The 21457-nt window shown below is 69.0% G+C and carries 22 protein-coding genes; 13 read left to right on the top strand and 9 right to left on the bottom strand.

Annotated elements, in window-relative coordinates; genetic code table 11:
• Positions 1-437 precede the first annotated feature (437 nt).
• The 3 genes from KME78_RS31330 (at position 438) to KME78_RS31340 (ending at position 5197) form a co-directional block, all read left to right on the top strand.
• Positions 438-770, top strand: coding sequence for a histone-like nucleoid-structuring protein Lsr2 (locus tag KME78_RS31330; protein WP_214641947.1), 333 nt, complete (start codon positions 438-440; stop codon positions 768-770).
• A 662-nt stretch (positions 771-1432) separates the two neighbouring features.
• Positions 1433-3940: an ATP-dependent Clp protease ATP-binding subunit gene (locus KME78_RS31335; RefSeq protein ID WP_219532987.1), complete on the top strand. Its 2508-nt coding sequence runs from the start codon at positions 1433-1435 to the stop codon at positions 3938-3940.
• Positions 3941-4258: 318 nt separating this feature from the next.
• Positions 4259-5197 carry a TIM barrel protein gene (locus KME78_RS31340; RefSeq protein ID WP_219532988.1) on the top strand — a complete coding sequence of 313 codons (939 nt, stop codon included), beginning with the start codon at positions 4259-4261 and terminating at the stop codon, positions 5195-5197.
• An 85-nt stretch (positions 5198-5282) separates the two neighbouring features.
• Here KME78_RS31340 and KME78_RS31345 read toward each other — a convergent pair whose 3' ends face one another.
• The gene (locus KME78_RS31345; protein WP_219532989.1) at positions 5283-5753 is read right to left on the bottom strand and encodes a MarR family winged helix-turn-helix transcriptional regulator; all 471 of its coding nucleotides are present in this window, start codon (positions 5751-5753) and stop codon (positions 5283-5285) included.
• 60 nt (positions 5754-5813) lie between these two features.
• On the opposite strand from KME78_RS31345, the gene KME78_RS31350 reads away from it, so the two are divergent.
• Together KME78_RS31350 and KME78_RS31355 are read left to right on the top strand one after the other, a co-directional pair.
• The gene (locus KME78_RS31350) at positions 5814-6194 is read left to right on the top strand and encodes a cupin domain-containing protein (RefSeq protein WP_219532990.1); all 381 of its coding nucleotides are present in this window, start codon (positions 5814-5816) and stop codon (positions 6192-6194) included.
• 227 nt (positions 6195-6421) lie between these two features.
• Positions 6422-6838, top strand: coding sequence for a cupin domain-containing protein (locus tag KME78_RS31355; protein WP_219532991.1), 417 nt, complete (start codon positions 6422-6424; stop codon positions 6836-6838).
• 1 nt (position 6839) lies between these two features.
• Here KME78_RS31355 and KME78_RS31360 read toward each other — a convergent pair whose 3' ends face one another.
• Complete coding sequence (locus tag KME78_RS31360) at positions 6840-7715, bottom strand: iron-sulfur binding domain-containing protein (protein ID WP_219532992.1); 876 nt, start codon at positions 7713-7715, stop codon at positions 6840-6842.
• A 78-nt stretch (positions 7716-7793) separates the two neighbouring features.
• Between KME78_RS31360 and KME78_RS31365 the strand changes: the two genes are divergently transcribed.
• Positions 7794-8471 (top strand): hypothetical protein, encoded by a 678-nt coding sequence (locus KME78_RS31365; protein WP_219532993.1) that lies wholly within the window; start codon positions 7794-7796, stop codon positions 8469-8471.
• A 14-nt stretch (positions 8472-8485) separates the two neighbouring features.
• On the opposite strand, the gene disA is transcribed toward KME78_RS31365, so the two are convergent.
• The 5 genes from disA to KME78_RS31390 are packed head-to-tail and all read right to left on the bottom strand — an operon-like array spanning position 8486 to position 12491.
• Positions 8486-9568 carry a DNA integrity scanning diadenylate cyclase DisA gene (gene disA / locus KME78_RS31370; protein ID WP_219532994.1) on the bottom strand — a complete coding sequence of 361 codons (1083 nt, stop codon included), beginning with the start codon at positions 9566-9568 and terminating at the stop codon, positions 8486-8488.
• A gap of 41 nt (positions 9569-9609) precedes the next feature.
• Positions 9610-11016: a DNA repair protein RadA gene (gene radA, locus KME78_RS31375; RefSeq protein WP_219532995.1), complete on the bottom strand. Its 1407-nt coding sequence runs from the start codon at positions 11014-11016 to the stop codon at positions 9610-9612.
• Positions 11017-11072: 56 nt separating this feature from the next.
• Positions 11073-11378, bottom strand: a complete 306-nt coding sequence (gene trxA, locus KME78_RS31380) for a thioredoxin (protein WP_219532996.1) — start codon at positions 11376-11378, stop codon at positions 11073-11075.
• On the bottom strand, positions 11375-11749 hold the full coding sequence (locus KME78_RS31385; RefSeq protein ID WP_219532997.1) for a MerR family transcriptional regulator: 375 nt from the start codon (positions 11747-11749) through the stop codon (positions 11375-11377). Before KME78_RS31385 ends, trxA begins: the two co-directional genes overlap by 4 nt.
• A 43-nt stretch (positions 11750-11792) precedes the next feature.
• Positions 11793-12491: a class I SAM-dependent methyltransferase gene (locus KME78_RS31390; RefSeq protein ID WP_219532998.1), complete on the bottom strand. Its 699-nt coding sequence runs from the start codon at positions 12489-12491 to the stop codon at positions 11793-11795.
• Positions 12492-12546: 55 nt separating this feature from the next.
• Between KME78_RS31390 and KME78_RS31395 the strand changes: the two genes are divergently transcribed.
• The 7 genes from KME78_RS31395 (at position 12547) to KME78_RS31425 (ending at position 19231) form a co-directional block, all read left to right on the top strand.
• Complete coding sequence (locus KME78_RS31395; RefSeq protein WP_219532999.1) at positions 12547-13356, top strand: sugar phosphate isomerase/epimerase family protein; 810 nt, start codon at positions 12547-12549, stop codon at positions 13354-13356.
• A gap of 11 nt (positions 13357-13367) precedes the next feature.
• Positions 13368-14117 (top strand): class I SAM-dependent methyltransferase, encoded by a 750-nt coding sequence (locus KME78_RS31400; protein WP_219533000.1) that lies wholly within the window; start codon positions 13368-13370, stop codon positions 14115-14117.
• Positions 14114-14695, top strand: coding sequence for a TetR/AcrR family transcriptional regulator (locus KME78_RS31405; protein ID WP_219533001.1), 582 nt, complete (start codon positions 14114-14116; stop codon positions 14693-14695). The genes KME78_RS31400 and KME78_RS31405 overlap by 4 nt, the downstream gene beginning before the upstream one ends.
• A gap of 115 nt (positions 14696-14810) precedes the next feature.
• Positions 14811-16910 (top strand): (Fe-S)-binding protein, encoded by a 2100-nt coding sequence (locus KME78_RS31410; RefSeq protein WP_219533002.1) that lies wholly within the window; start codon positions 14811-14813, stop codon positions 16908-16910.
• Between the two features lie 148 nt (positions 16911-17058).
• The gene (locus KME78_RS31415) at positions 17059-17856 is read left to right on the top strand and encodes a hypothetical protein (RefSeq protein ID WP_219533003.1); all 798 of its coding nucleotides are present in this window, start codon (positions 17059-17061) and stop codon (positions 17854-17856) included.
• Positions 17853-18920: a glycosyltransferase gene (locus tag KME78_RS31420; protein ID WP_219533004.1), complete on the top strand. Its 1068-nt coding sequence runs from the start codon at positions 17853-17855 to the stop codon at positions 18918-18920. Before KME78_RS31415 ends, KME78_RS31420 begins: the two co-directional genes overlap by 4 nt.
• A gap of 29 nt (positions 18921-18949) precedes the next feature.
• Complete coding sequence (locus tag KME78_RS31425) at positions 18950-19231, top strand: metal-sensitive transcriptional regulator (protein WP_080044376.1); 282 nt, start codon at positions 18950-18952, stop codon at positions 19229-19231.
• A 130-nt stretch (positions 19232-19361) separates the two neighbouring features.
• On the opposite strand, the gene KME78_RS31430 is transcribed toward KME78_RS31425, so the two are convergent.
• Both KME78_RS31430 and KME78_RS31435 read right to left on the bottom strand, forming a co-directional pair.
• Positions 19362-19523 carry a hypothetical protein gene (locus KME78_RS31430; RefSeq protein ID WP_175589978.1) on the bottom strand — a complete coding sequence of 54 codons (162 nt, stop codon included), beginning with the start codon at positions 19521-19523 and terminating at the stop codon, positions 19362-19364.
• Positions 19524-19737: 214 nt separating this feature from the next.
• Positions 19738-21429 carry a hypothetical protein gene (locus tag KME78_RS31435; RefSeq protein ID WP_219533005.1) on the bottom strand — a complete coding sequence of 564 codons (1692 nt, stop codon included), beginning with the start codon at positions 21427-21429 and terminating at the stop codon, positions 19738-19740.
• Positions 21430-21457: the final 28 nt, after the last annotated feature.

Below are 21457 nucleotides of genomic sequence, written 5' to 3' on the forward strand. Positions count from 1 at the left end.
ATTAGGCTATGAGGCGTCCGGGTTGCCGGATGTTGGCGCTCTTGGCACACGGACAGCATCGGTGTACCACTATGGTCAGGTGCGGGCGGTTGTCCACCTGGTGTGGCATGAGGGGCGCTCATGCTGGGGCCGCTTGTGGATAAAGCGCCCATCGAAACCCCGGTCCGCTGTGGAGGCGAGGACGAATGCAGGCCCTTACCGACGTATTGTCAGCCCTCATCCCACCCGTGGTCGTGGGCGGCGCCTTCATCTTTGGCGTAGTGAAGTTGGTCCGATCCGAGGCCGCCGGACGCCGTCCAAACCGCCAGGATCAGGCTGAGAACCACAACTGATCCGTGACTCAGCGGAATCCCTGTAGCGCTGAATTGTCTCAACGCCTTTCCGGGTATATGTTTGCCCTGGCGAATGAAACAATGCTCCGCGAAAGGATTGCGTAGATGGCCAAGCAGATCCAGGAGATTCTCATCGATGACCTCGATGGGGGCGAGGCCAATGAGACGGTCAGCTTCGCTATTGACGGCTCCTCCTATGAGATTGACCTGAGCGACCTTAACGCCAAGAAGCTGAGGGACGCGCTCACGCCTTTCGTACAGCACGCTCGTCGGTCCGGTGCCGTCACCACGCGTCGGCGCGGTCGCGGCGGACAGCGTGCGATGAGCCGCGAGAAGAGCTCGGAGATCCGGCAGTGGGCCAAGGCTCACGGTCTGCCGGTGAGCGAGCGTGGCCGAATCGCCTCCACCGTGGTGGAGAAGTACGAAGCAGCTCACTGAGAGAGTCATCTCCCGACCATGCGCTTATGCCGCTCGCCTAAGGACCCCGGCGAACGCCATAAGCGCATGATCATTTTATCGGCTCTTCTCAAATGCTGGACAGTTCGCGTGGCGATCTTCTAATCGCCCATATGTGATCATTTTGGGCTGCCGCTCGGTGGATTCCGGGCGGTTTCTGTTCTGGTGCGTTCCAGCCCCGGGTGTGGGTGCCCCGGTGGTGCGACGGCCCGGGTTGGTAACCCGGCTGACCAGACGGGCGATTTCCCGGCCTCCGGGCGCCGTACCACGATCGATTGGCGCGAGGCGCGCTTCACTACATAGGATGTTTGCGTATGGCCTACTGATGTGGCATGGGCGATGCGCGGGCGAGCCCTCTCACCCGCGGCGGCCGGAAGCCGCTCCATGTTGATCTGCCGGCGCCGTGGTGACCAATTCCAGGCGCTTCGCCGAGGCTTCCCAAACATCGTTCGCTTGCGGCGTATCGGGAACACGTAACCCCCGATCGGTAGTTGGATAGAGGGTGAACGCCCTGCTCCCGGGGAACGTCTCTGCTATAGAGCGTGTCAGTGGCAGTGGGCACGGTTCGCCGAGCCAGGGCTAGCATGCGGGATGACGGGACCGGATTTACCGGCCTGACTGACCGCTCTGTGAGGAGCGACGAGATGTTCGAGAGGTTCACCGACCGAGCAAGGCGGGTTGTCGTCTTGGCCCAAGAAGAGGCCAGGATGCTCAACCACAACTACATCGGCACTGAGCACATTCTTCTTGGTTTGATCCATGAAGGTGAGGGCGTAGCCGCCAAGGCTCTGGAGAGCCTCGGCATCAGCCTTGAAGGAGTGCGTCAGCAGGTCGAGGAGATCATCGGCCAAGGCCAGTCGGCTCCGTCGGGGCACATTCCGTTCACCCCGCGGGCCAAGAAGGTTCTTGAGCTGTCGCTCCGTGAGGCTTTGCAGCTGGGTCACAACTACATCGGCACCGAGCACATCCTGCTCGGGCTCATCCGTGAGGGTGAGGGTGTGGCCGCCCAGGTGCTGGTCAAGCTTGGAGCCGATCTCAACCGTGTCAGGCAGCAGGTCATCCAGTTGCTCCACGGCTACCAGGGCAAGGAGCCGGCCGCCGCGGGTGGCCCGCAGGAGTCGGCCCCGTCGACCTCCCTGGTGCTCGATCAGTTCGGCCGTAACCTGACCCAGGCCGCCCGCGAGGGCAAGCTGGATCCGGTCATCGGCCGTGAGAAGGAGATCGAGCGGGTCATGCAGGTCCTCTCCCGGAGGACCAAGAACAACCCGGTGCTGATCGGCGAGCCCGGCGTCGGCAAGACCGCCGTCGTCGAAGGCCTGTCGCAGAAGATCGTCAGGGGCGAGGTGCCCGAGACGCTGAAGGACAAGCAGCTCTACACGCTTGACCTCGGCGCTCTGGTGGCGGGCTCCCGTTACCGCGGTGACTTCGAAGAGCGCCTGAAGAAGGTGCTCAAGGAGATCCGCACGCGCGGCGACATCATCCTGTTCATCGACGAGCTGCACACGCTCGTCGGCGCGGGCGCGGCCGAGGGCGCGATCGACGCCGCCAGCATCCTCAAGCCGATGCTGGCGCGTGGCGAGCTGCAGACCATCGGTGCCACGACCCTCGACGAATACCGCAAATACCTGGAGAAGGACGCCGCTCTGGAGCGGCGCTTCCAGCCGATCCAGGTGGCCGAGCCCTCGCTCAGCCACACGATCGAGATCCTCAAGGGTCTGCGCGACCGTTATGAGGCGCACCACCGGGTGTCCATCACCGATGGCGCGCTGGTCGCCGCCGCGCAGCTGGCCGATCGCTACATCAGCGACCGTTACCTTCCCGACAAGGCGATCGACCTCATCGACGAGGCCGGTTCGCGGATGCGCATCCGCCGGATGACCGCTCCGCCGGACCTGCGCGAGTACGACGAGAAGATCGCCAACGTCCGCCGGGACAAGGAGTCCGCGATCGACGCGCAGGACTTCGAGAAGGCGGCCGCCCTCCGCGATCAGGAGAAGCAGCTCCAGCTCAAGCGCGAGCGGCGCGAGAAGGAGTGGAAGGCCGGCGACATGGACGTCGTGGCCGAGGTCACCGAGGAGCTCATCGCCGAGGTCCTGGCGACGGCCACCGGCATCCCGGTCTTCAAGCTGACCGAGGAGGAGTCGCAGCGCCTGCTCCGCATGGAGGAGGAGCTGCACAAGCGGATCATCGGCCAGGACGACGCCATCAAGGGCCTGTCCAGGTCGATCCGGCGCACCCGCGCCGGGCTGAAGGACCCGCGCCGTCCCGGTGGCTCGTTCATCTTCGCCGGCCCGTCCGGTGTCGGTAAGACCGAGCTGTCCAAGGCGCTGGCGGAGTTCCTCTTCGGTGACGAAGACGCTCTGATCAGCCTGGACATGTCGGAGTTCATGGAGAAGCACACCGTCTCCAGGCTGTTCGGTTCGCCTCCCGGCTACGTCGGCTACGAGGAGGGCGGTCAGCTCACCGAGAAGGTGCGGCGCAAGCCGTTCTCCGTGGTCCTGTTCGACGAGATCGAGAAGGCCCACCCCGACATCTTCAACTCGCTGCTGCAGATCCTGGAAGACGGTCGCCTGACCGACGCCCAGGGCCGGGTGGTGGACTTCAAGAACACGGTCATCATCATGACCACCAACCTCGGCACCCGCGACATCTCCAAGGGCATCGGGGTCGGGTTCGCCAAGTCCAACGACGCCGACTCCAACTACGAGCGGATGAAGGCCAAGGTCCAGGAGGAGCTCAAGCAGCACTTCCGGCCCGAGTTCCTCAACCGTGTCGACGACATCGTGGTCTTCCACCAGCTGACGCCGGCGGAGATCATCCTGATCGTGGACCTGATGCTCGCTCAGGTCGACGCCCGGATGAAGGACCGCGACATGGGGCTCGACGTCTCGCCCGAGGCCAAGCAGCTGCTGGCCGACCGCGGTTACGACCCGGTCATGGGTGCCCGGCCGCTGCGCCGGACCATCCAGCGCGAGCTCGAGGACTCGCTGTCGGAGAAGATCCTGTACGGCGAGCTCCGTCCGGGGCAGATCGTCAAGGTCACGATCGAAGGCGAAGGCGACGACGCGAAGTTCATCTTCACCGGTGAGGACGCGGCGTCCAGCAAGGTTCCCGACTCGGCCGCGGCGATCGCGGCGCCGATCAAGAACTAACGGCGCCCGGGTTCGACCCAGGACCCCCGTGTGAGAGATCACACGGGGGTTTCGCCGTTTCATAGGCCGGTTGCTTAATTTGTTGGAAACCTGGGTGTACCGCCACCGGTAGTAGTACTACACTGCGTAGAGCATCGCCTGGCCTCTCCACGTCGTCCGCAGGACGGCGTTTCCAAGGTGAGGGCTGCTCCCTGGGGAGTACACACGAATCAACTCAGGGCGGACGCGTGCGCCACCCGGCAGCAGGCATGCTCGACAAAGTCCGCATCGTCCCCAGGGCGGGCGACGGGAACACCAGTGCAAGCCGTGGAGGATTCAATGCGTCTGCGTCACGATGACGGAACGCTGGTTCACCTCGCCTACAACGCAGGCGTACACCCCGCGGAAGACCTGGAGAACCTGATCGCCCACCTGACCCGCTACGCGGTGCCGGTGCGCAAGCGGCTCGGGGTCGAGCGGATGGGCGTCGGCCTGTGGCTCTCGCCCGCCGTGGCCGACCACCTCACGGCCGACCGCATCGAACTCGTACGGCTGCGCAGGTCGCTGGAGGAGCGCGGCCTGGAGGTGGTGAGCCTCAACGGCACCGGCGGGCGCAACCTTGAGGTGCCCGGTCCCGACTGGGCCAAGCCGGAGCGCTACCGCTACACGATGGCGTTGGCCAAGATCCTGGCGTTCCTGCTGCCCGACGACGTACGGTTCGGCAGCATCTCCACCATCCCGATCGGCTGGCGCCACGACTGGCCCGCCGACCTGCACGCCATCGCCACCCGACGGCTCGAACGGCTGGCCAGAGAGCTGCGTGGCATCTACAGCGTCACCGGCAAGACCATCCGCGTCGGCTTCGAGCCGTGGCCCGGCTGCGTGCTGGAGACGACCGAGCAGGCGCTGGAGCGGGTGTGCGGGATCGACTCCGAGCATCTGGGCGTCTGCCTCGACGCGTGCCACCTGGCCTGCGGCGCCGAGGAGCCCGGTGCGGCACTGCGCGGGCTGGCCGCCGCGGGCGCTCCGGTGGTCAAGCTGGGGCACGTACACAACCACACGGGGGACACGCCCAGCACGGGCGCGGTGCTGTACGACACGATGGCGGCGATGCTGTCGGGCGCGGTCAGCGGGAGCGCGCACATCGAGGTCGAGACGCACAACCTGGCGGTGCCGGGGCGCGCCAAGGGACCGGGGGCACTGGTGTCCCTGTTGGCCGAACAGCTGGACTGGGCCCGCAACAGCCTGACCGGGCTGGGCTTGCAGCTGGCCGCGTAACGGCCCGACCAGGTTGGGTCTGCGACTGGCCGCGCAACAGCCTGACCGGGGTTGGGCCGGTAACCGGCCGCGTAACTCCCGGCCGCTACAGAGTGCCGAACCAGCCCGGTGTGTCCAGGCGGAAGAGGTCGGGCGGGGTGACCTTGCGTAGATCGGTCACCAGGGCCTGGACCCGCTCTTCGCCCAGCTCGCCGACCCAGCGTTCGCGGAGGGTTTCGAAAATGCGGCCCGAGCGCACCAGGGCGTCGACGCCGTGGGGCGTCAGACGGACGATCTTGCGCCGCGTGTCGTGGGGATCCACGGTGCGTTCCACATAGCCGATGCGTTCCAGCACGTCGATCGTCTTTCCCGCCGCCTGCTTGGAGACGCCCAGCGTACGGCCGAGGTCCACGGCGGTCGTGCTGCCCCGGCCGATCGCCTGCATGACGAAGCCGTGCATCGGCCGCATGTCGGGATGGCCCTGGCGGCCCAGCTCCGCGTGAAGCTCGTCGATGAGCACACGGAAGCCGAGCAGGAGGCGGAGCGGAAGCTCGAAGCCGGGGATGTCGCTTGACACGATAGACAACCTGGTTCACTATATAGACAACTTTGTTGTCCATCTTAAGGGGTTGCCGGGATGACTGTCATCCGTGACGCTGATGCGCGTCGATCAGAGACCGCCGGCGGGATCATGACCACGTTCGCCTCACCGAGCCAGGGGGGTGCGTCGCGGTCTCTGTGGCGGGTCGACGCCAAGCCCGGTGTGGCGGGGCCGTCGCACGACTTCGACAGCGAGCAGGTGTGGACGTGGCTGACTGGGGCGGCCACCGTCGAGTTGGGCGGGGAGACGTTCGGTGTCGGCCCGGGTGACACCGTCGTCATGCCCGCCCACACGGTACGGCGCGTCACGGCCGGCGAGGAGTCCGGCTACACGGCTGTGGTGACGGCACCGGCCGGAGCCAGGGCACTCGCGGCCGACGGCTCCGACGCCTACGGCACGCCACCGTGGATCGCGTGACCCACCGCCCGTACGCCTGACCACAGACCGGTCGCCAACCGCGGGCCGCCCGTGAACCGCAGGCCGGTCACTTGCCACGCTGCCCGGGACTCGCGCCGCCCGGGACCTGTGGGCCGTCGCCAAGCGCGGGCCCTGGTCGGAGGTCGGTCATTAACCGTAGGTCGTCGGCGCGCTGCAAACCGATCGTCAATCGCAAGCCGATCACCCCACTCACCAAGGAGAAACCGATGCCTGTTGTCCTTTCCGCCGGCTCCCGCCGGACCGAGACGCCGAACGCCGTCATGACCACCCTCGCCTCACCGACCCAGGGCGCGGCGGGAGCGGCAGTGTGGCGGGTGGACGCCATACCGGGGATGGTGGGACCAGTCCACGCCCTCGACGCCGAGTCGGTGTGGACGTGGCTGGCCGGGACGGCCACCGTCGAGCTGGGCGGCGAGTTGTTCAGCGTGGGGCCCGGCGACACCATGGTGCTGCCCGCCGACGTGACCCGGCAGATGACGGCCGATCCACGCGACGGCTTCGCGGCGATCGTGGTCGCCTCTCCGGGAGTCGAGGCGTACAACCCCGACGGCGTGTCGGACCCGGACGCCTGTGACCTGGCGCCCAAGGGCTCGGAGCGGATGGTCCCGCCCTGGGTGCGGTGAGTCAAGAGTGGGGCAGGCGGTAGGTGCCGTCGTCGAGGTCTTCGGCCAGCCCGTCCGTGATCAGGCCGTCCAGGGCGCGCTCTCGTTGCACCGGATCGTCCCAGACCACGTCGAGCGCGGCCTTGGGCACCGGCCCATGGGCCGCCCGCAGCACCGCCAGCAGGCGGCCCCGGCACTGGCGGTCGGTCCCCGCGTACGTCTGGCCCTTGCGGGCGGGCCCGGCATGCGGCGGTCGGCCGGCCAGGCGCCACGCGCACACCTGGGCGATCGGGCAGTCGGCGCAGCGTGGCGCGCGGGCCGTGCAGACCAGGGCGCCCAGCTCCATGACGGCCACGCCCCAGCGGGCGGCGCCGAGCTCGGGCAGGAGCGTCTCGGCCAGGCGGCGTTCGGCGGCGGAGGTGGCCGTCGGTGGATACTCCTCAGCGCGTACCGCCCTGGCGAACACCCGCCGGACGTTGGTGTCGAGGATCGCGTGCCGCCCGCCGTACGCGAAGCTGGCGACCGCGGCGGCGGTGTACTCGCCGATGCCGGGCAGGGCCAGCAGGGTCGCGTGGTCCGACGGCACCTCGCCGTCGTGCTCCTCGGTGATGGCCTTCGCGCACGCGTGCAGCCGCAGCGCCCGGCGCGGGTAGCCGAGCCTGCCCCAGTGGCGTACGGCCTCGCCGGGGGGCTCGGCCGCCAGGGCCTTCGGGGTGGGCCAGCGGTTCATCCACTCGTGCCAGATGGGCAGGACGCGGACGACCGGGGTCTGCTGCAGCATGATCTCGCTGACCAGCACGCCCCACGGCGTCGCGTCGGCGGTACGCCACGGGAGGTCTCGGGCGTTGTCCTCGTACCACTCCAGAACGGGGACGTGTAGGAGGTTCGGCTCAACCACGCGCCCTAGGCTATGCCGAGATGGCGACCAGCGGCGTGTCGTCACACTCCGTGGCCAATGGATTACCATGCTGTGTGTATGGATCCGGATACGATGGGTGACGGCAGCGGCGACATCTACTGGCGACGGCGTATGAGCGTCCTGGTGGCTGTTCTCGTCGTGGTGGCGGTTGTCGCTTGGGCGTGTTCCAGCGGGGGGAGCGGGCCGCAGCGGCCCTCAAGCACGCAGAGCTCCGCGAGCGTCACCCCGACGGCGGCGGATCCGCTGCTCGCCGGCCTGCACACCATGACCGTGAGCACGGCCACCCCCTCGCCCACACCGAGCGCCGGCAAGGCCACGACGGCGGCCCTGCCGCCCCAGCGGCCCGGCGACCCCTGCAGCGAGGGCGACCTGGTGCTCAGCATGCAGAGCAAGCAGGACGTCTACGCGCCAGGCGTCCAGCCCAATTTCCTCATCAGCCTGGTCAACACCGGGCCCGTCATGTGCTCCGCCGACGTGGGCCCGCGGTCCATGGAGGTCCGCATCACCTCTGGGGAGGACCGGATCTGGTCCAACTCCGACTGCGTCAGCGGCGAGGCCACCGAGCTCAGGCAGTTGCAGCGCGGGGTGCCGTTCGTGCGCTCGCTCGACTGGGACCGGCGCCGCTCCAGCAGCGACTGCCGCACCAGCCCGCCGGCCGCCCTGCCCGGCACGTACGTGGCCGTGGCGCGCATGGGCAGCCTCAAAAGCCCGATGGGCGTCTTCCACCTTCGCTGAGAAAGGCAGAGAGCTCAGACGTAGCGCTCCAGGATGGACGATTCCGCGAGCCGGGAGAGCCCCTCGCGGACGCTGCGCGCCCGGGACTCGCCGACGCCCCCCACGGCCTGGAGGTCGTCGATGCTGGCCGCCAGCAGCTTCTGCAGCCCGCCGAAGTGGTTGACCAGCCGATCGACCACGGTCGCGGGCAGGCGGGGCACCTTGGCCAGCAGGCGGAACCCGCGCGGGCTGACCGGGCTGTCGAGCGTCTCGTCCTCGCCGTGTCCCAGCACGTGGGCGACCGTCGCGAGGTTGAGCAACTCCTCGCTCGAGAGCGCGTCGAGATCGTGCATGGCCTCCGTGAGGCGCCGGTGCCGGCGGCCGGCGGGGGCCGGGAGATAGTCGCGCACGACCAGCTCACGCTCCGAGTCGACGCCCGCCACCAGCTCGTCGAGCTGCAGCGACAGGAGCCTGCCGTCGGTGCCGAGCTCGACCACGTAGCCCTTGATCTCGTCGGAGATGCGCCTGACCATCTCCAGCCGCTGGGCGACGGCGGCCACGTCACGGACCGTCACCAGGTCCTCGATCTCCAGGGCCGACAGCGTGCCGGAGACCTCGTCGAGGCGGTGCTTGTAGCGTTCGAGCGTGGCCAGGGCCTGGTTGGCCTTGGACAGGATGGCCGCCGACTCCTCCAGCACGTAGCGGATGCCGTCGAGATAGAGGGCGATGATCCGCATCGACTTGCTGATCGCGATGATCGGCAGTCCGGTCTGGCGGGCGACCCGCTGCGCGGTGCGGTGGCGGGTGCCCGACTCGTCGGTGGGGATGCCCGGGTCCGGCACCAGGTGCACGGCGGCGCGGACGATCCGCTGGCCGTCGCCGACCACGATCGCGCCGTCCATCTTGGCCAGCTCGCGCAGGCGCGTGGCCGAGAACTCGACATCGAGCTCGAACCCGCCGCTGCACACCTCTTCGACCACTCCGTTGTAGCCGAGCACGATCAGGCCGCCGGTCTGACCGCGCAGGATCCGCTCCAAGCCGTCGCGTAGCGGTGTGCCCGGGGCCACCGAGGCCAGGGCTTCGCGACGGCGGTCGTCGAGACTCCTGTCGTTTGGCACCTGACCCCCGTGTCGAAATAGTCAGGTCAAGCTTAGCCGCGCTATGTGACGTGTGTGAGTGCGTCCCAGACGTTCTCCACCTCGACCACCTCGAAGCCCGGCGCGAACGCCACCGGCCCCACGGGCACCAGGGAACGCTGTCCGTCACGTCGGCTGCTGCCCTGGTCGAGGGATCCGGCGGGCACCAGCCCGCGTTTGAACCCCAGGCGCGCGGCCTCGCTCAGCCGCCGCCGCACGTCCTTCACCGGGCGCAACTCGCCCGCCAGCCCCACCTCGCCCATGGCCACCAGACCGGCCGGCAGCGGCTTGTCACCCGCCGCGCTGGCCACCGCCAGCATCACCGACAGGTCGATGGCCGGATCGGACAGCTTGATGCCGCCCACGGTCGCGGTGAACACGTCGCAGCCGCCCAGCTTGGCGTTGAGCCGGCGTTCGAGGACGGCGAGGATCATCTGCACCCGGAAGGTGTCGAGGCCCGAGGAGGTGCGCCGGGGCTGCTGCGCCTCGGTGCGGGCGACCAGGGCCTGCACCTCGGCGGGCAGCGGCCGGGTGCCCTCGACCGTGACGGTCACGCAGGTGCCAGGCACCGGCTGGCTGCGCCGCGAGACGAACAGCCCGCTCGGGTCGGTGATGCCCTCGATGCCGCGCTCGTGCAGGTCGAAGCAGCCGACCTCCTCCGTGGGGCCGAATCTGTTCTTGATCGCGCGGACCATCCGCAGCCGGGAGTGGCGGTCGCCCTCGAAGCTGAGCACGACGTCCACGAGGTGCTCCAGGGTGCGCGGTCCGGCGATCGAGCCTTCCTTGGTGACGTGGCCGACGAGCACGGTGGCCATGTTGCGCTCCTTGGCCAGCCGGACCAGATTGGCGGCCACCTCCCGCACCTGCGTCACCCCGCCCGGCACGCCGGTGGCCTGCGCGGAGCCGACCGTCTGCACCGAGTCGACGACGAGCATCTTGGGCTGGACCTTGTCGACATGCGCGACCAGCGCCGACAGCTCGGTCTCCGCCGCGAGGTAGAGGTGGTCGCGGATGGCGCCGATGCGGTCGGCCCGCAACCGCACCTGGGCCGCCGACTCCTCGCCCGTGACGTAGAGCACGGTGTCGCGCTCGGAGATGCGGGCGGCCGCTTCGAGCAGCAGCGTCGACTTGCCGATGCCGGGCTCGCCGGCCAGCAGCACCACCGCCCCGGGCACCAGGCCGCCGCCGAGGACCCGGTCGAGCTCGCTCACGCCGGTCGTGCGCGCGGTCGCCGTCTCGGCCTTGACCTGGCCGATCGGCACCGCGGGCGCGGTCGTCGCGCCGGCCTGGACGACGTGCACCCCGGCGCGCGCGCCCTCCTCGTCGACCGTGCCCCAGGCCTGGCACTCGCCGCACCGGCCCACCCACTTCGTGGTGCGCCACCCGCACTCGGCGCAGCGGTAACCGGGCTTCTGCGCAGACTTGACCATGCGGAGCAGGCTAGCGGCCCGCGCCGACAAACTTCACGAGGTATGGGATCGACGGCCTACTTCAGGCCCAGTTCGGCCTCGATCATGCGCTTGGGCTTGGCGCCGACGACCTGCTTGACCGGCGCCCCGTTCTCGAACAGCAGCATCGTGGGCAGCCCCATGACGCCATAGCGGGCCGAGATCTCAGGGTGTTCGTCGCTGTTGAGCTTGCCGATGGTCAGGCCGTGCTCGGTCTCGATCTCCGCGAGCACGGGGGCGACCATGCGGCACGGCCCGCACCATTCGGCCCAGAAGTCGACCAGCACCGGCTTGTCGCTCTTGAGTACTTGCTCCTCGAAGTTCGAGGCGGTCAGCTCAATCATTTCTCTCCTTTGAGCACGCAACCAGGGCACGCCGCGCCGAGCTGGGCGGCGACTTCGGCGCGCCGGGTGAGCAGAACGCGGATCTCGTCGTCGATCTCGGCCAGCTTGCGCTGGTAGACCGCGACCGACTCGCGGCAGGAGCCGCCCGTACTGTGGCCGGAGCGCAGGCAGTCGACGAACGGCCGCGTGTCCTCCAGCGTGAACCCCACGGACAGCAGCGCCCGGATCTCGGACACCAGCTTGATGTCCTCCTCCGCGTAGTCGCGATAGCCGTTGGACCCGCGTCTGGCCGTGAGCAGCCCATGCTGCTCGTAGTAGCGGAGTGATCGGGTGCTCACCCCGGTCCGTTCGGCCAGCTCTCCGATGCGCATGCCCCTACGCTAAACGTTGACACTGACGTCAATGTCAACCCCCCTAGAACGAGCGCCAGCGCAGGATGTTCGGGTAGGGCAGTTCCAGGCCGGGCGTCTCGGCGATCGCCTGCGCGGCCACCTCGGGCGTGAACTCGATCCGCAGCACCGCCTCCAGGTCGGCCCGGCGGGTGAAGGCCATCCGCAGGTCGAGCGGCTGCCGCTGCCACCCGTGGAGGTCCCAGAAGGCCTCCACGGCCTTGGCGGAGTAGGTGGGCACCGTGCGCTGGAACCACCTGCCGAAGGCCCCGCGGGTGGCGTCCAGGTCGATGACGAAGGCCGCGCCGCCCCGTCGTACCACCCGGGAGAGCTCGCGTAAGCCGGGCTCGCAGCCGGGACCGAAGAAGTAGGCCCAGCGCGCCACCGCGACGTCCACGGACGCGTCGGGCAGCGGCAGGTCCTGCGCGGCGGCGGCGTGGACCTCGACGGAGGGCAGCCCGGCGCAGCGGCGGCGGGCGAGCGTGACCAGATCGCCATGGGGCTCGACGCCGATCACCTTCGCCGCCTCGGCCGCGAACGCCGGCAGGTGATAGCCGGTGCCGCAGCCGATGTCGAGCACGGTGGCGCCGTTCCAGGAACGCAGGGCGCGCATCGCCGCGTTGGCGGCGCCGTCCGGGTCGACGGCGCGATTCTCCAGCTCGTAGACCTGGGGGGTGTGCCAGATGTTGGGGCTGGGGATGGCGCCTTTGGCGATCCGTGGCATGGCCCAACCGTACGGGGCGCGCGCCAGAACGTCGTCACCGGCTTAGGCTGGCAGCGTGGCTGATGTCATCCGTGTGCCCAATGCGAAGATCGCGTTGTCCACCGCCTCGGTATATCCGGAACGCACTCCCGACGCGTTCGAGCTGGCCGCGCGGCTTGGCTACGACGGGGTCGAGATCATGGTCGGCGCCGATCCCGTGAGCCAGGACATCGACGTGATCGAGCGGCTCTCTGAGCACTACGAGGTCCCCGTGCTGGCCATCCACGCCCCGTGCCTGCTCGTCACGCAGCGCGTCTGGGGCCGCGACCCCTGGGCCAAGCTGGTCAAGGCACAGAAGGCCGCCGAACGGCTGGGCGCCTCGACGGTCGTGGTGCATCCACCGTTCCGCTGGCAGCGCGAATACGCGCGCGACTTCGAGACCGGCCTGGCCAGGATGCGTGACGAGACCGGCGTCACGTTCGCGGTGGAGAACATGTTCCCGCTCAAGGCCAGAAGCAACGACGTGGTCCCCTACTCGCCCAGCTGGGACCCGACCGACTACGACTTCCCGCACGTCACGCTCGACCTGTCGCACACGGCCGTCTCGGGCAGCGACGCCATGGAGATGGCCGCCAAGCTCGGCGACCGGCTCGCGCACCTGCACCTGGCCGACGGCCTCGGCGTGACGAACAAGGACGAGCACCTCGTACCCGGCAGGGGCAACCAACCCTGCGCGCCCATGCTGGAACGGCTGGCCAACTCCGGCTACGGCGGGCTGGTCGTGCTGGAGATCAACACCCGCAAGGCGGCCAGCCGTACGGAGCGGATCGACGACCTGGCGGAGGCACTCGCCTTCGCCCGCCTCTACCTGGCGGCGGCCAGATGAGCGTGGGGCCGATGAGGGAGCTCGGCAGGGTGTTCGACAGCGTCGCCGACGCCTATGACGCGGGCCGGCCGACATACCCCGACGAGATGTACCACGCGCTGTCGGAAGTGTCCGGCATCCAGCTCGCCGGCGCGACGGCGGTCGACGTGGGCGCCGGTACCGGCATCCTGACGCGTGCCCTGCGGGCCCGCGGCTCGCGGGTGATCGCGGTGGACGCGGGCTCGGAGATGCTCGCCCGCCTGCTCTCGAAGGCCACGGACGACGGCATCGCCGCGCTGCTCGCGGACGGCAACGCCCTGCCGCTGACCGACGGGGTGGCCGACCTGGTGACGTACGCCCAGTCCTGGCACTGGCTCGACCCGGTGGTCTCGATCGCCGAGGCCAGGCGGGTGCTGCGGCCCGACGGGGCCATCGTGGGCTGCTGGAACCTCGCCCACGCCGCCGAGGCCGAATGGCTGGCCGCCCACGAGGCGCGGCTGGCGGCGGAGTGCCCGACCTACTGGGGTCCGGCGCTGGCGGAGTGGTCCGTGCCGCCCATCGCCGCCGCCATGGAGGTGGTCGAGGAGCGCTGGATCGCCTGGACCAGGCTGGTCGGCATCGAGGACTTCCTGCTCAACCTGCGTTCGCATTCCTACATGGCGGCGCTGTCTCCCGAGGCCGCCGACGATCTCGTCGCGCGGCAGCGGGTGGAGCTCAGGAAGGTCTTCCCCGAGGGAGTCCTGTACGTGCCCATGCGGGTCTATCTGGCGGTGGGCAAGTGACCATTAGCCGCCGTCCGGGGCGCAGGCCGGGGTCGGCGGACACGCGGGGTGAGATTCTCGCCGCGGCTCGTCGTGTCTTCGCCGAGAAGGGCTTCGACAAGGCGACGGTACGCGGCATCGCCAGGGAGGCGAACGTCGATCCCGCCCTGGTGCACCACTACTTCGACACCAAGGAGGGCATGTTCGCGGCGGCGATGCAACTGCCGGTCACCCCTGACCAGATCGTGCCGCTGCTGCTCGAAGGGCCGCGCGAGGAGATCGGGGAGCGACTCGTCCGGCTGATCCTGTCGGTGACGAGCGCGCCCGAGACGCGCGAGCCGATGGTCGCGCTGATCCGGTCGGCCATGACGAACCAGCAGGCCGAGACGATGTTCCGGGAGTTCGTCACGAACGCCCTGCTCTACCGGGTCGCCGACCGGCTCGAGGTGCCGCACCTGCGGATCGAGGCCGCCTTCGCGCAGATGTTCGGCATCGTCATGGGCCGTTACGTGCTCAGGCTGGAGCCGCTGGCGAGCGCCGATCCCGAAGAGCTGGTCGAACTGCTGGGGCCGACGGTACAACGCTACTTGACGGGGTAGAGCATTGTTCTGGACGCACCGCCGACCGTAAGGTTACTACTCGGTAGGATTCCGGGAGTGTCTGGCCGGTGACGTGACCGTACGCTGGCAGCCAACATCGTCAGTGGGAGGACCCGTGCTCTGGGTGGCCATCATCGGGCTCATCATGACCGTCGCGGCGGTCGCTGTGGCGGGCCGCAGGACGTTGTTCCTGTTCAAGCTCGCGACCGTGGGCCCGCCCGCGCCCGAACGTATCGAATACGCGAAGACGCACGCGGGCAGTGAGATCAAGGCGCAGCTCGTCGAGGTGTTCGGGCAGAAGAAACTGCTCAAGTGGACACCGTCCGGCACCGCGCACTTCTTCGTGATGTGGGCGTTCTTCATTCTGCTGACCGTCTACATCGAGGCGTACGGCGCCATCATCCAGGGCGCGATCACCGGTGAGCCCGACTTCCACATCCCGCTCATCGGCACCTGGGCGGTGCTCGGCTTCCTGCAGGACTTCATCGCGGTGGCCTGCGTGCTCGGCCTGCTCGCCTTCGCCGTCATCCGGGTCAAGAACTCCCCCAAGACGCTCGGCCGCAAGTCCCGTTTCTCCGGCTCCCACCTCGGCGGCGCCTGGCTCGTCCTGTTCATGATCTTCAACATCATCTGGACGCTCTTCCTGGCCCGTGGCGCGGCGGCGGCGAACGGCAACTTCCCCTACTCCTCGGGCGCCTTCGTGTCGCTGGCGCTGGGCAAGATCCTTCCCGCCAGCTCGGTGCTGGAGGAGATCGCGCTGCTGCTGCACATCGGCTTCATGCTGGTGTTCCTGATCATCGTGGTCCACAGCAAGCACCTGCACATCTTCACCGCGCCGCTGAACGTGCTCTTCTCCCGCCGCCCCGACGGCCTGGGCGGCGCGTCCGAGCTGCGCGTGGACGGCAAGCTCGTCGACTTCGAGGACGAGGACCTGGACCCCGAGCGGCTCGGCCGGGGCAAGATCGGCGACACCACCTGGAAGGGCTTCCTCGACTTCTACAGCTGCACCGAGTGCGGCCGCTGCCAGTCGCAGTGCCCCGCGTGGAACACCGACAAGCCGCTGTCGCCGAAGATGCTCATCCTCGACCAGCGTGACCACGCCTTCAAGGTGGCCCCCTACCTGATGGCCGCCTCCACCGAGCACGCGGACACCGACGTGCTCGCGCTGCTCAACAAGCCGCTGGTCGGCGAGGAGGGCGTGATCCACCCGGACGTCCTCTGGTCCTGTACGAACTGCGGCGCCTGCGTCGAGCAGTGCCCGGTCGACATCGAGCACATCGACCACATCCTCGACATGCGCCGCTACCAGGTGATGGTGGAGTCGTCGTTCCCGTCGGAGGCGGGAGTGATGGTCAAGAACCTGGAGAACAAGGGCAACCCGTGGGGCATGTCCGAGATGAAGCGGGCGGACTGGATCTCCGAGCTCGACTTCGAAGTTGAGCTGGTCGAGGACAAGATGCCCGAGGACGCCGAATACCTCTTCTGGGTCGGCTGCGCGGGCGCGCTCGAAGACCGGGCCAAGAAGACCACCAAGGCCGTCGCCGAGCTGCTGCACATCGCGGGCGTGAAGTTCGCCGTGCTCGGCCCGATGGAGGCGTGCACCGGTGACCCGGCCCGCCGCCTGGGCATGGAATACCTGTTCAACATGCTCGCCCAGCAGAACATCGAGACCCTGAACGAGGCGGGCGTCAAGAAGATCGTCGCCACCTGCCCCCACTGCTTCAACACGCTGGCCAACGAGTATCCGCAGCTCGGCGGCACCTACGAGGTCGTACACCACACGCAGCTGCTGGCCAAGCTGGTCGACGAGGGCCTGCTCACCCCGATCACGCCGATCGAGGAGAAGATCACCTACCACGACCCGTGCTTCCTCGGCCGCCACAACAAGGTCTACTCGCAGCCCCGCGACATCATGTCGAAGGTGCCCGGCGTGCAGACGCAGGAGATGCACCGGCACAAGGACCGCGGTTTCTGCTGCGGCGCCGGCGGCGCCCGGATGTGGATGGAAGAACGCATCGGCAAGCGCATCAACACCGAGCGGGTCGACGAGGCCCTGACCACCAATCCTGACACTGTTTCCACGGCCTGTCCGTTCTGCATGGTGATGCTCGGCGACGCCATCAACGAGAAGAAGAACAGCGGCCAGGCGAAGGAGTCGCTGGAGGTCGTGGACGTGGCCCAGCTGCTGATCAAATCGGTGAAAAGCGTCTCCTGACGGGGCGAAGTCGGACTCCTCTACAGCGCTTGTAGAGGAGTTGCGCACGTCAGGAGGGCCGACCGGAGGAAATCTGCCATCCACATAACGGGAAAATCACGGTAACCTCAACGTCGCATGGCTTCATTCGACGGGGAGGGGGCTCGTGATGCGCGTCGTCGTCACAGACGCGGAAGTCACGCTCGCCGACGTGCTCTCCCTGCGACTCGCGATCGAGGAACCGCTGAGGGAAGGCACGGAGCTCGTGCTCAGGCACCGGACGACGGGGGTCGAGCGTGACGTGCTGCTCGGCACGCCGGGGGCCAGGACGCGCGAGGCCAGCCTGGCGGTGTCGCTGGCGCCGCTGATGCTCAGCCCCGGCCGCTGGGACGCCTATCTGCGCCGCGACGGCAAACGTTCGCGGCTGCGCAGCATCGATCCGGGCTTCTCGCTCGACCACCTCGACGCCTACGCCCTGTGCAAGCGGACCCTGGCCTATCGCTCCTATCGCACGCGCAATGGTTTCCTGGCGCTGAAGATAGCCGACGCCGAGCCGGCGGCGGAGGTGCGCTCGATCTGGTTCAGGGAGGGCCGGTTCGAGGTGATGGGTCTGCTCGCCTACACCGGCCTTGATGACGACGACTCACGCCACGAGGCCAGGCTGGCGCTCCAGCGCGAGCAGCCCACCGGGACGACCATCCGCACGGTGGCCACCGTGCAGGGGGTGCGCTTCCACGCCGCGTTCTCCTTGGTCGACGTGGTCGAGGCCGATCCGGAGTCCTCGGGCGTCTGGGAGCCGTCGCTGGAGGTCGAGGGCGTGCCGACACCCATGGTGCTGGGTGCCCGGCTCGACGACATAGACGGCAAGCGCCGTCGGCTGCACTACCCGTCGGCCAGGGTCGACGGAGTGGCCGTCCGTCCCGCCTACACCGCCGACGACGAGCTGCGGATCGAGGTGGGCAGGTGAAGGTCAGCATCTTCGTCTCGTCCGCGTACGCCATGCGTGGCGACGTACGCTCCACCCTCAACCTCGCCACCGCCCTGGCCGACCGCCACGACGTCGAGGTGATCAGCCTCCGGCGGCAGAAGGACAAGCCCTTCTTCCCCGTGGGCCCGAAGGTGGCCATGCGCTCCGTGGTCGACCTCCGGCCCGGGGTCAGGCACCTGCTGCCGAGGGGGCAGGTACGCACCGAGGTGGCGCTGTGGCGGGTGCTGCGCAACCTCAAGACCGACGTCCTCATCACCACCAGGCCGGGGTTGAGCGTCCAGGCGGCCAGGCACGCGCCACGGGAGACGCTCAAGCTCGCCAGGGAGTGGGCGCGTCCGGCGATACTCGGGCCCGTCCAGCGCTTCTATCCGCGGCTCGACGCCGTCGTCACGGCCACCGACAGCGCGCAGGAGGAGTGGCGCGGGCTGCTGGGCGAGGGCTCGCCCGTGCACGTCGTGCCGGACGCGCTGCCCGGTGGGCCCTGGCCGCGCTCTCGGATGGACAACCGCATTGTCGCGGCGGGCGGCAGGTGGGAGCCCATCAAGGCGTACGACCGGCTGATCAGGGCGTTCGCCACCGTCGCCGACAAGCGGCCGGACTGGCGGCTGCGACTGTACGGCGGGGGCCCCGAGGAACGGCGGCTGCGTGCTCTCGTCCGGGAGCTCGACCTGCACAACCACGTCTACTTCATGGGCGTCACCCCGGACCTGGCGGGGGAGTTCGCCAAGGCGTCGATCGTGGCCAACACCTCGACCACCGCCGATCTGGGCATGTCCGTGCTGGAGGCCATGGGCTGCGGGGTGCCGGTAGTGGCCTTCGACGGGGCCAGGGGGCCGAACGAGTTCGTGGCCACCGGCTACAACGGGGTGCTGGTGCCCGAGGGTGACAGCGGGCTGGAGCTGTTCGCGGCCGCGCTGCTCGCGCTGATCGACGACGAGCGCCGGCGCCGCTCGCTGGCCGCGGGCGCGCTGGAGACGGCCATCCGGCACGAGGCGGCTGAAGTGGGCGAGCAGTGGGAGAAGCTGCTCGGCGAACTCCGCTGACTCATACGGGTTACGGGTACCGTAGGAGCATGCATGGGTACAGCGGAGACAAGCAGGCATATCTGACGCGGCTCAGGCGGATCGAGGGGCAGATCAGAGGTCTGCAGCGGATGGTCGACGACGACGCCTACTGCATCGACGTGCTGACCCAGGTGTCCGCGGCGACGCGGGCGCTGCAGGCGGTGGCTCTCGGGCTGCTTGAGGAGCACATCTCGCACTGCGTGGCCGATGCCATCAACACCGGCGGGCCCGAGGCGGAGGCGAAGGTCAAAGAAGCGTCGGCGGCGATCGCGCGTCTCGTCCGTTCGTAGGAGCGTCTCGTCCGCTCGTAGGAGATGGCGCGCGCAGTTAACTAGTTATGTTGTGCGGTAGTGAACCATCCGCGGAAACCACCGTCCCGGACCCCGATGGGATCCGGGACTAGGTCATTAGTGATGGTCTTCAGCGACTCGCCGAAGTCCGCAATCCGAGCGCGTCGTCGAGCTCGTCCAAGGTCAGCCGCCGCTCACTGATAGCGACGGCGGTGAGCACCTCAGCGTAGAGCGCAATCTCGTCCAACGCGACACGGTCGTGGACCCGAGAGTCCAGGTCATCGTGCCCCACCGCGTCGTCCTTCCTTCCGCAGCCCACACCCTCTACGAGGTTACGGCGGGGGCCCTGCGGGCGACATGGCCCATCGGAGTCATTCCTTTGAACGCCACCTGGGCCCCATGGGGATCATTTCCCGAATCCGAGATCACAATTCAGCTAATGGTGCGTTGCCTCAAGTGTTAGAAGGCTATAGGCGGGGTTAGGGTGAAATAGCGGTATTAGTGGTTTAGGAGTGCATGTCATCGCGTTCAGGGATCAAGCGGTGGACGAGCGCGGCCGCTCCCGCGAACCCGCGCTCCGGCACCCGCGCCCCCGTCAGCCGCCCCCACGCCAGCCCGACGGCGTACGCGGCCCCCAGCACGGCCGCCGCTGCCGCCCGATCGGGCGGCTCGACACCGGATCCTGACACCCGCGCCTCCTCCCGCACGGACGCCGCTCTCCCCGGCCCCGGCACGCCATGAGCGCCCGTTCCAGGCGTGACGTGAGCGCCTGTTCCTGGCGCACTGTAAGTGCCCGTTCCTGGTACGGCGTGAGCGCCTGTTTCCGGTATGGCGTGGGCACCTGTTTCCGGTGCGCCAGAGGCGCCTGGCTGCCGTGCGCCGTGGGGGCCCGTTCTTGGCATGGCGTAAGCGCCTGTTCCCGGTACGGCATGGGCGCCCGTTTCCGGCATGGCGTGAGCGCCTGTCCGCGGGGCGGCGGAAGCGCCCGGCCCCGGCGCGCCCCGGTCGCCGGCCCCGGTCCACGAAGAGGGCACCGCGTAGGCGCCCGTCTCCGGTGGGTCGGAGCGCCACGGGTAGGGCGGGGGCGTCTGCGTGGGGAAGCCCTCCGGTTGGGTGGTCTCCGCCGCCGAGGTGCTCGTCAGCCCCGCCCTGGCGAGCTCGTCGTACGCCCGCCGCAACCGGTGGTCCAGGTACCCGGGAAGCAGCCCCCGCGAGTCGGACAGGTCCGCCAGGAAGGCGGCCGCCGCCCGGGCCGGCTCGGTGGTGAAGTCCAGCGCCTCGACCAGGTCGTACACGGTGTGGCGGAAGTGCGCCTCGGGGTCGGTCTCCACCAGCACCGCCCGGCCCAGCCGCTCAGGCAGCCGGTCGAGCCACGCCTGGCGTACCGTGTGGTCGTCGCGCAGGGCCGCGCGGTCGTCCAGGTGGGGCTGTCTGAGCGTGGGCTCCACCATCGTGAGCAGGGCCAGCGCGCGCGGCCTGAACCGGGGGTCCGACAGCAGGATCTGGGCCGTGTCGGCCATCATCGCGGCCAGCCGGAGCGCGGCGCGGGAGTGGCCGGCTCGCAGCCGCTCGGAGACGAGCGTGACGAGGTCGAGCAGCGGCGGCGCGGGCAGCCAGCGCACCCACTCGTCGCCCGGAAGCGGCCGGCGCAGATATTCGCCGAAGGCCGTGATGAGCCGCTCGTTGCCGTCGAAGGCGGGCGCGTACGCGCACCACATGATCGTCCCCCAGATCGCGGCGACCGTGCTCGGCACGTCTCTGGCGAAGATCTCGTCGAAGGCGCTCATGGGATAGTCGCGCTCGGAGCGGCGTTCCTCGCCCCGCAGCAGCAGCCGGATCCGATCGGTGAGCGCGTGGGGCACGTCGGGGCCGACGAACGCCTGGGTGGAGCCGGGCTCGGCGGCGAAGTCGGGCCCGCGCGGTATCACCCGGGCGGGCAGCACCGCGGCGGGGTGCCCCGCGTTGCGGGTGAGAGCGCCTCTGGGCGGCGGTGAGAGGTGCCAGCGGCCGTCGGCGGGGTCGTGCAGATACCAGCGCGCGTGCGCCCCGAACAGCCACCTGTCGCCCTCGGGCGTCACCAGGGCCCTGGCCGCGATCACCCGGGCGCGTACGGGCACGGGAAGCCCCTGCCATCGCGGGTCCGCGACCGTCGCGCGGACGTCCGCCTCGATGGCGGTGAACGCATTCCAGGGGCGCACGGCGGCCATCGTACTGGTCCGATCGGAA

This window comes from Nonomuraea guangzhouensis (assembly GCF_019396345.1).
Classification (GTDB): domain Bacteria; phylum Actinomycetota; class Actinomycetes; order Streptosporangiales; family Streptosporangiaceae; genus Nonomuraea; species Nonomuraea guangzhouensis.

Bases quoted from the DNA above. Each gene is read 5' to 3' on its own strand.
- trxA (WP_219532996.1), bottom strand. From the start codon at position 11,378: ATGATTGAGCTGACCGCCTCGAACTTCGAGGAGCAAGTACTCAAGAGC.
- KME78_RS31355 (WP_219532991.1), top strand. From the start codon at position 6,422: ATGCCTGTTGTCCTTTCCGCCGGCTCCCGCCGGACCGAGACGCCGAAC.
- radA (WP_219532995.1), bottom strand. From the start codon at position 11,016: ATGGTCAAGTCTGCGCAGAAGCCCGGTTACCGCTGCGCCGAGTGCGGG.
- KME78_RS31340 (WP_219532988.1), top strand. From the start codon at position 4,259: ATGCGTCTGCGTCACGATGACGGAACGCTGGTTCACCTCGCCTACAAC.
- KME78_RS31330 (WP_214641947.1), top strand. From the start codon at position 438: ATGGCCAAGCAGATCCAGGAGATTCTCATCGATGACCTCGATGGGGGC.
- KME78_RS31390 (WP_219532998.1), bottom strand. From the start codon at position 12,491: ATGCCACGGATCGCCAAAGGCGCCATCCCCAGCCCCAACATCTGGCAC.
- KME78_RS31400 (WP_219533000.1), top strand. From the start codon at position 13,368: ATGAGGGAGCTCGGCAGGGTGTTCGACAGCGTCGCCGACGCCTATGAC.
- KME78_RS31335 (WP_219532987.1), top strand. From the start codon at position 1,433: ATGTTCGAGAGGTTCACCGACCGAGCAAGGCGGGTTGTCGTCTTGGCC.
- KME78_RS31425 (WP_080044376.1), top strand. From the start codon at position 18,950: ATGCATGGGTACAGCGGAGACAAGCAGGCATATCTGACGCGGCTCAGG.
- KME78_RS31385 (WP_219532997.1), bottom strand. From the start codon at position 11,749: ATGCGCATCGGAGAGCTGGCCGAACGGACCGGGGTGAGCACCCGATCA.
- KME78_RS31350 (WP_219532990.1), top strand. From the start codon at position 5,814: ATGACTGTCATCCGTGACGCTGATGCGCGTCGATCAGAGACCGCCGGC.
- KME78_RS31415 (WP_219533003.1), top strand. From the start codon at position 17,059: ATGCGCGTCGTCGTCACAGACGCGGAAGTCACGCTCGCCGACGTGCTC.
- KME78_RS31365 (WP_219532993.1), top strand. From the start codon at position 7,794: ATGGATCCGGATACGATGGGTGACGGCAGCGGCGACATCTACTGGCGA.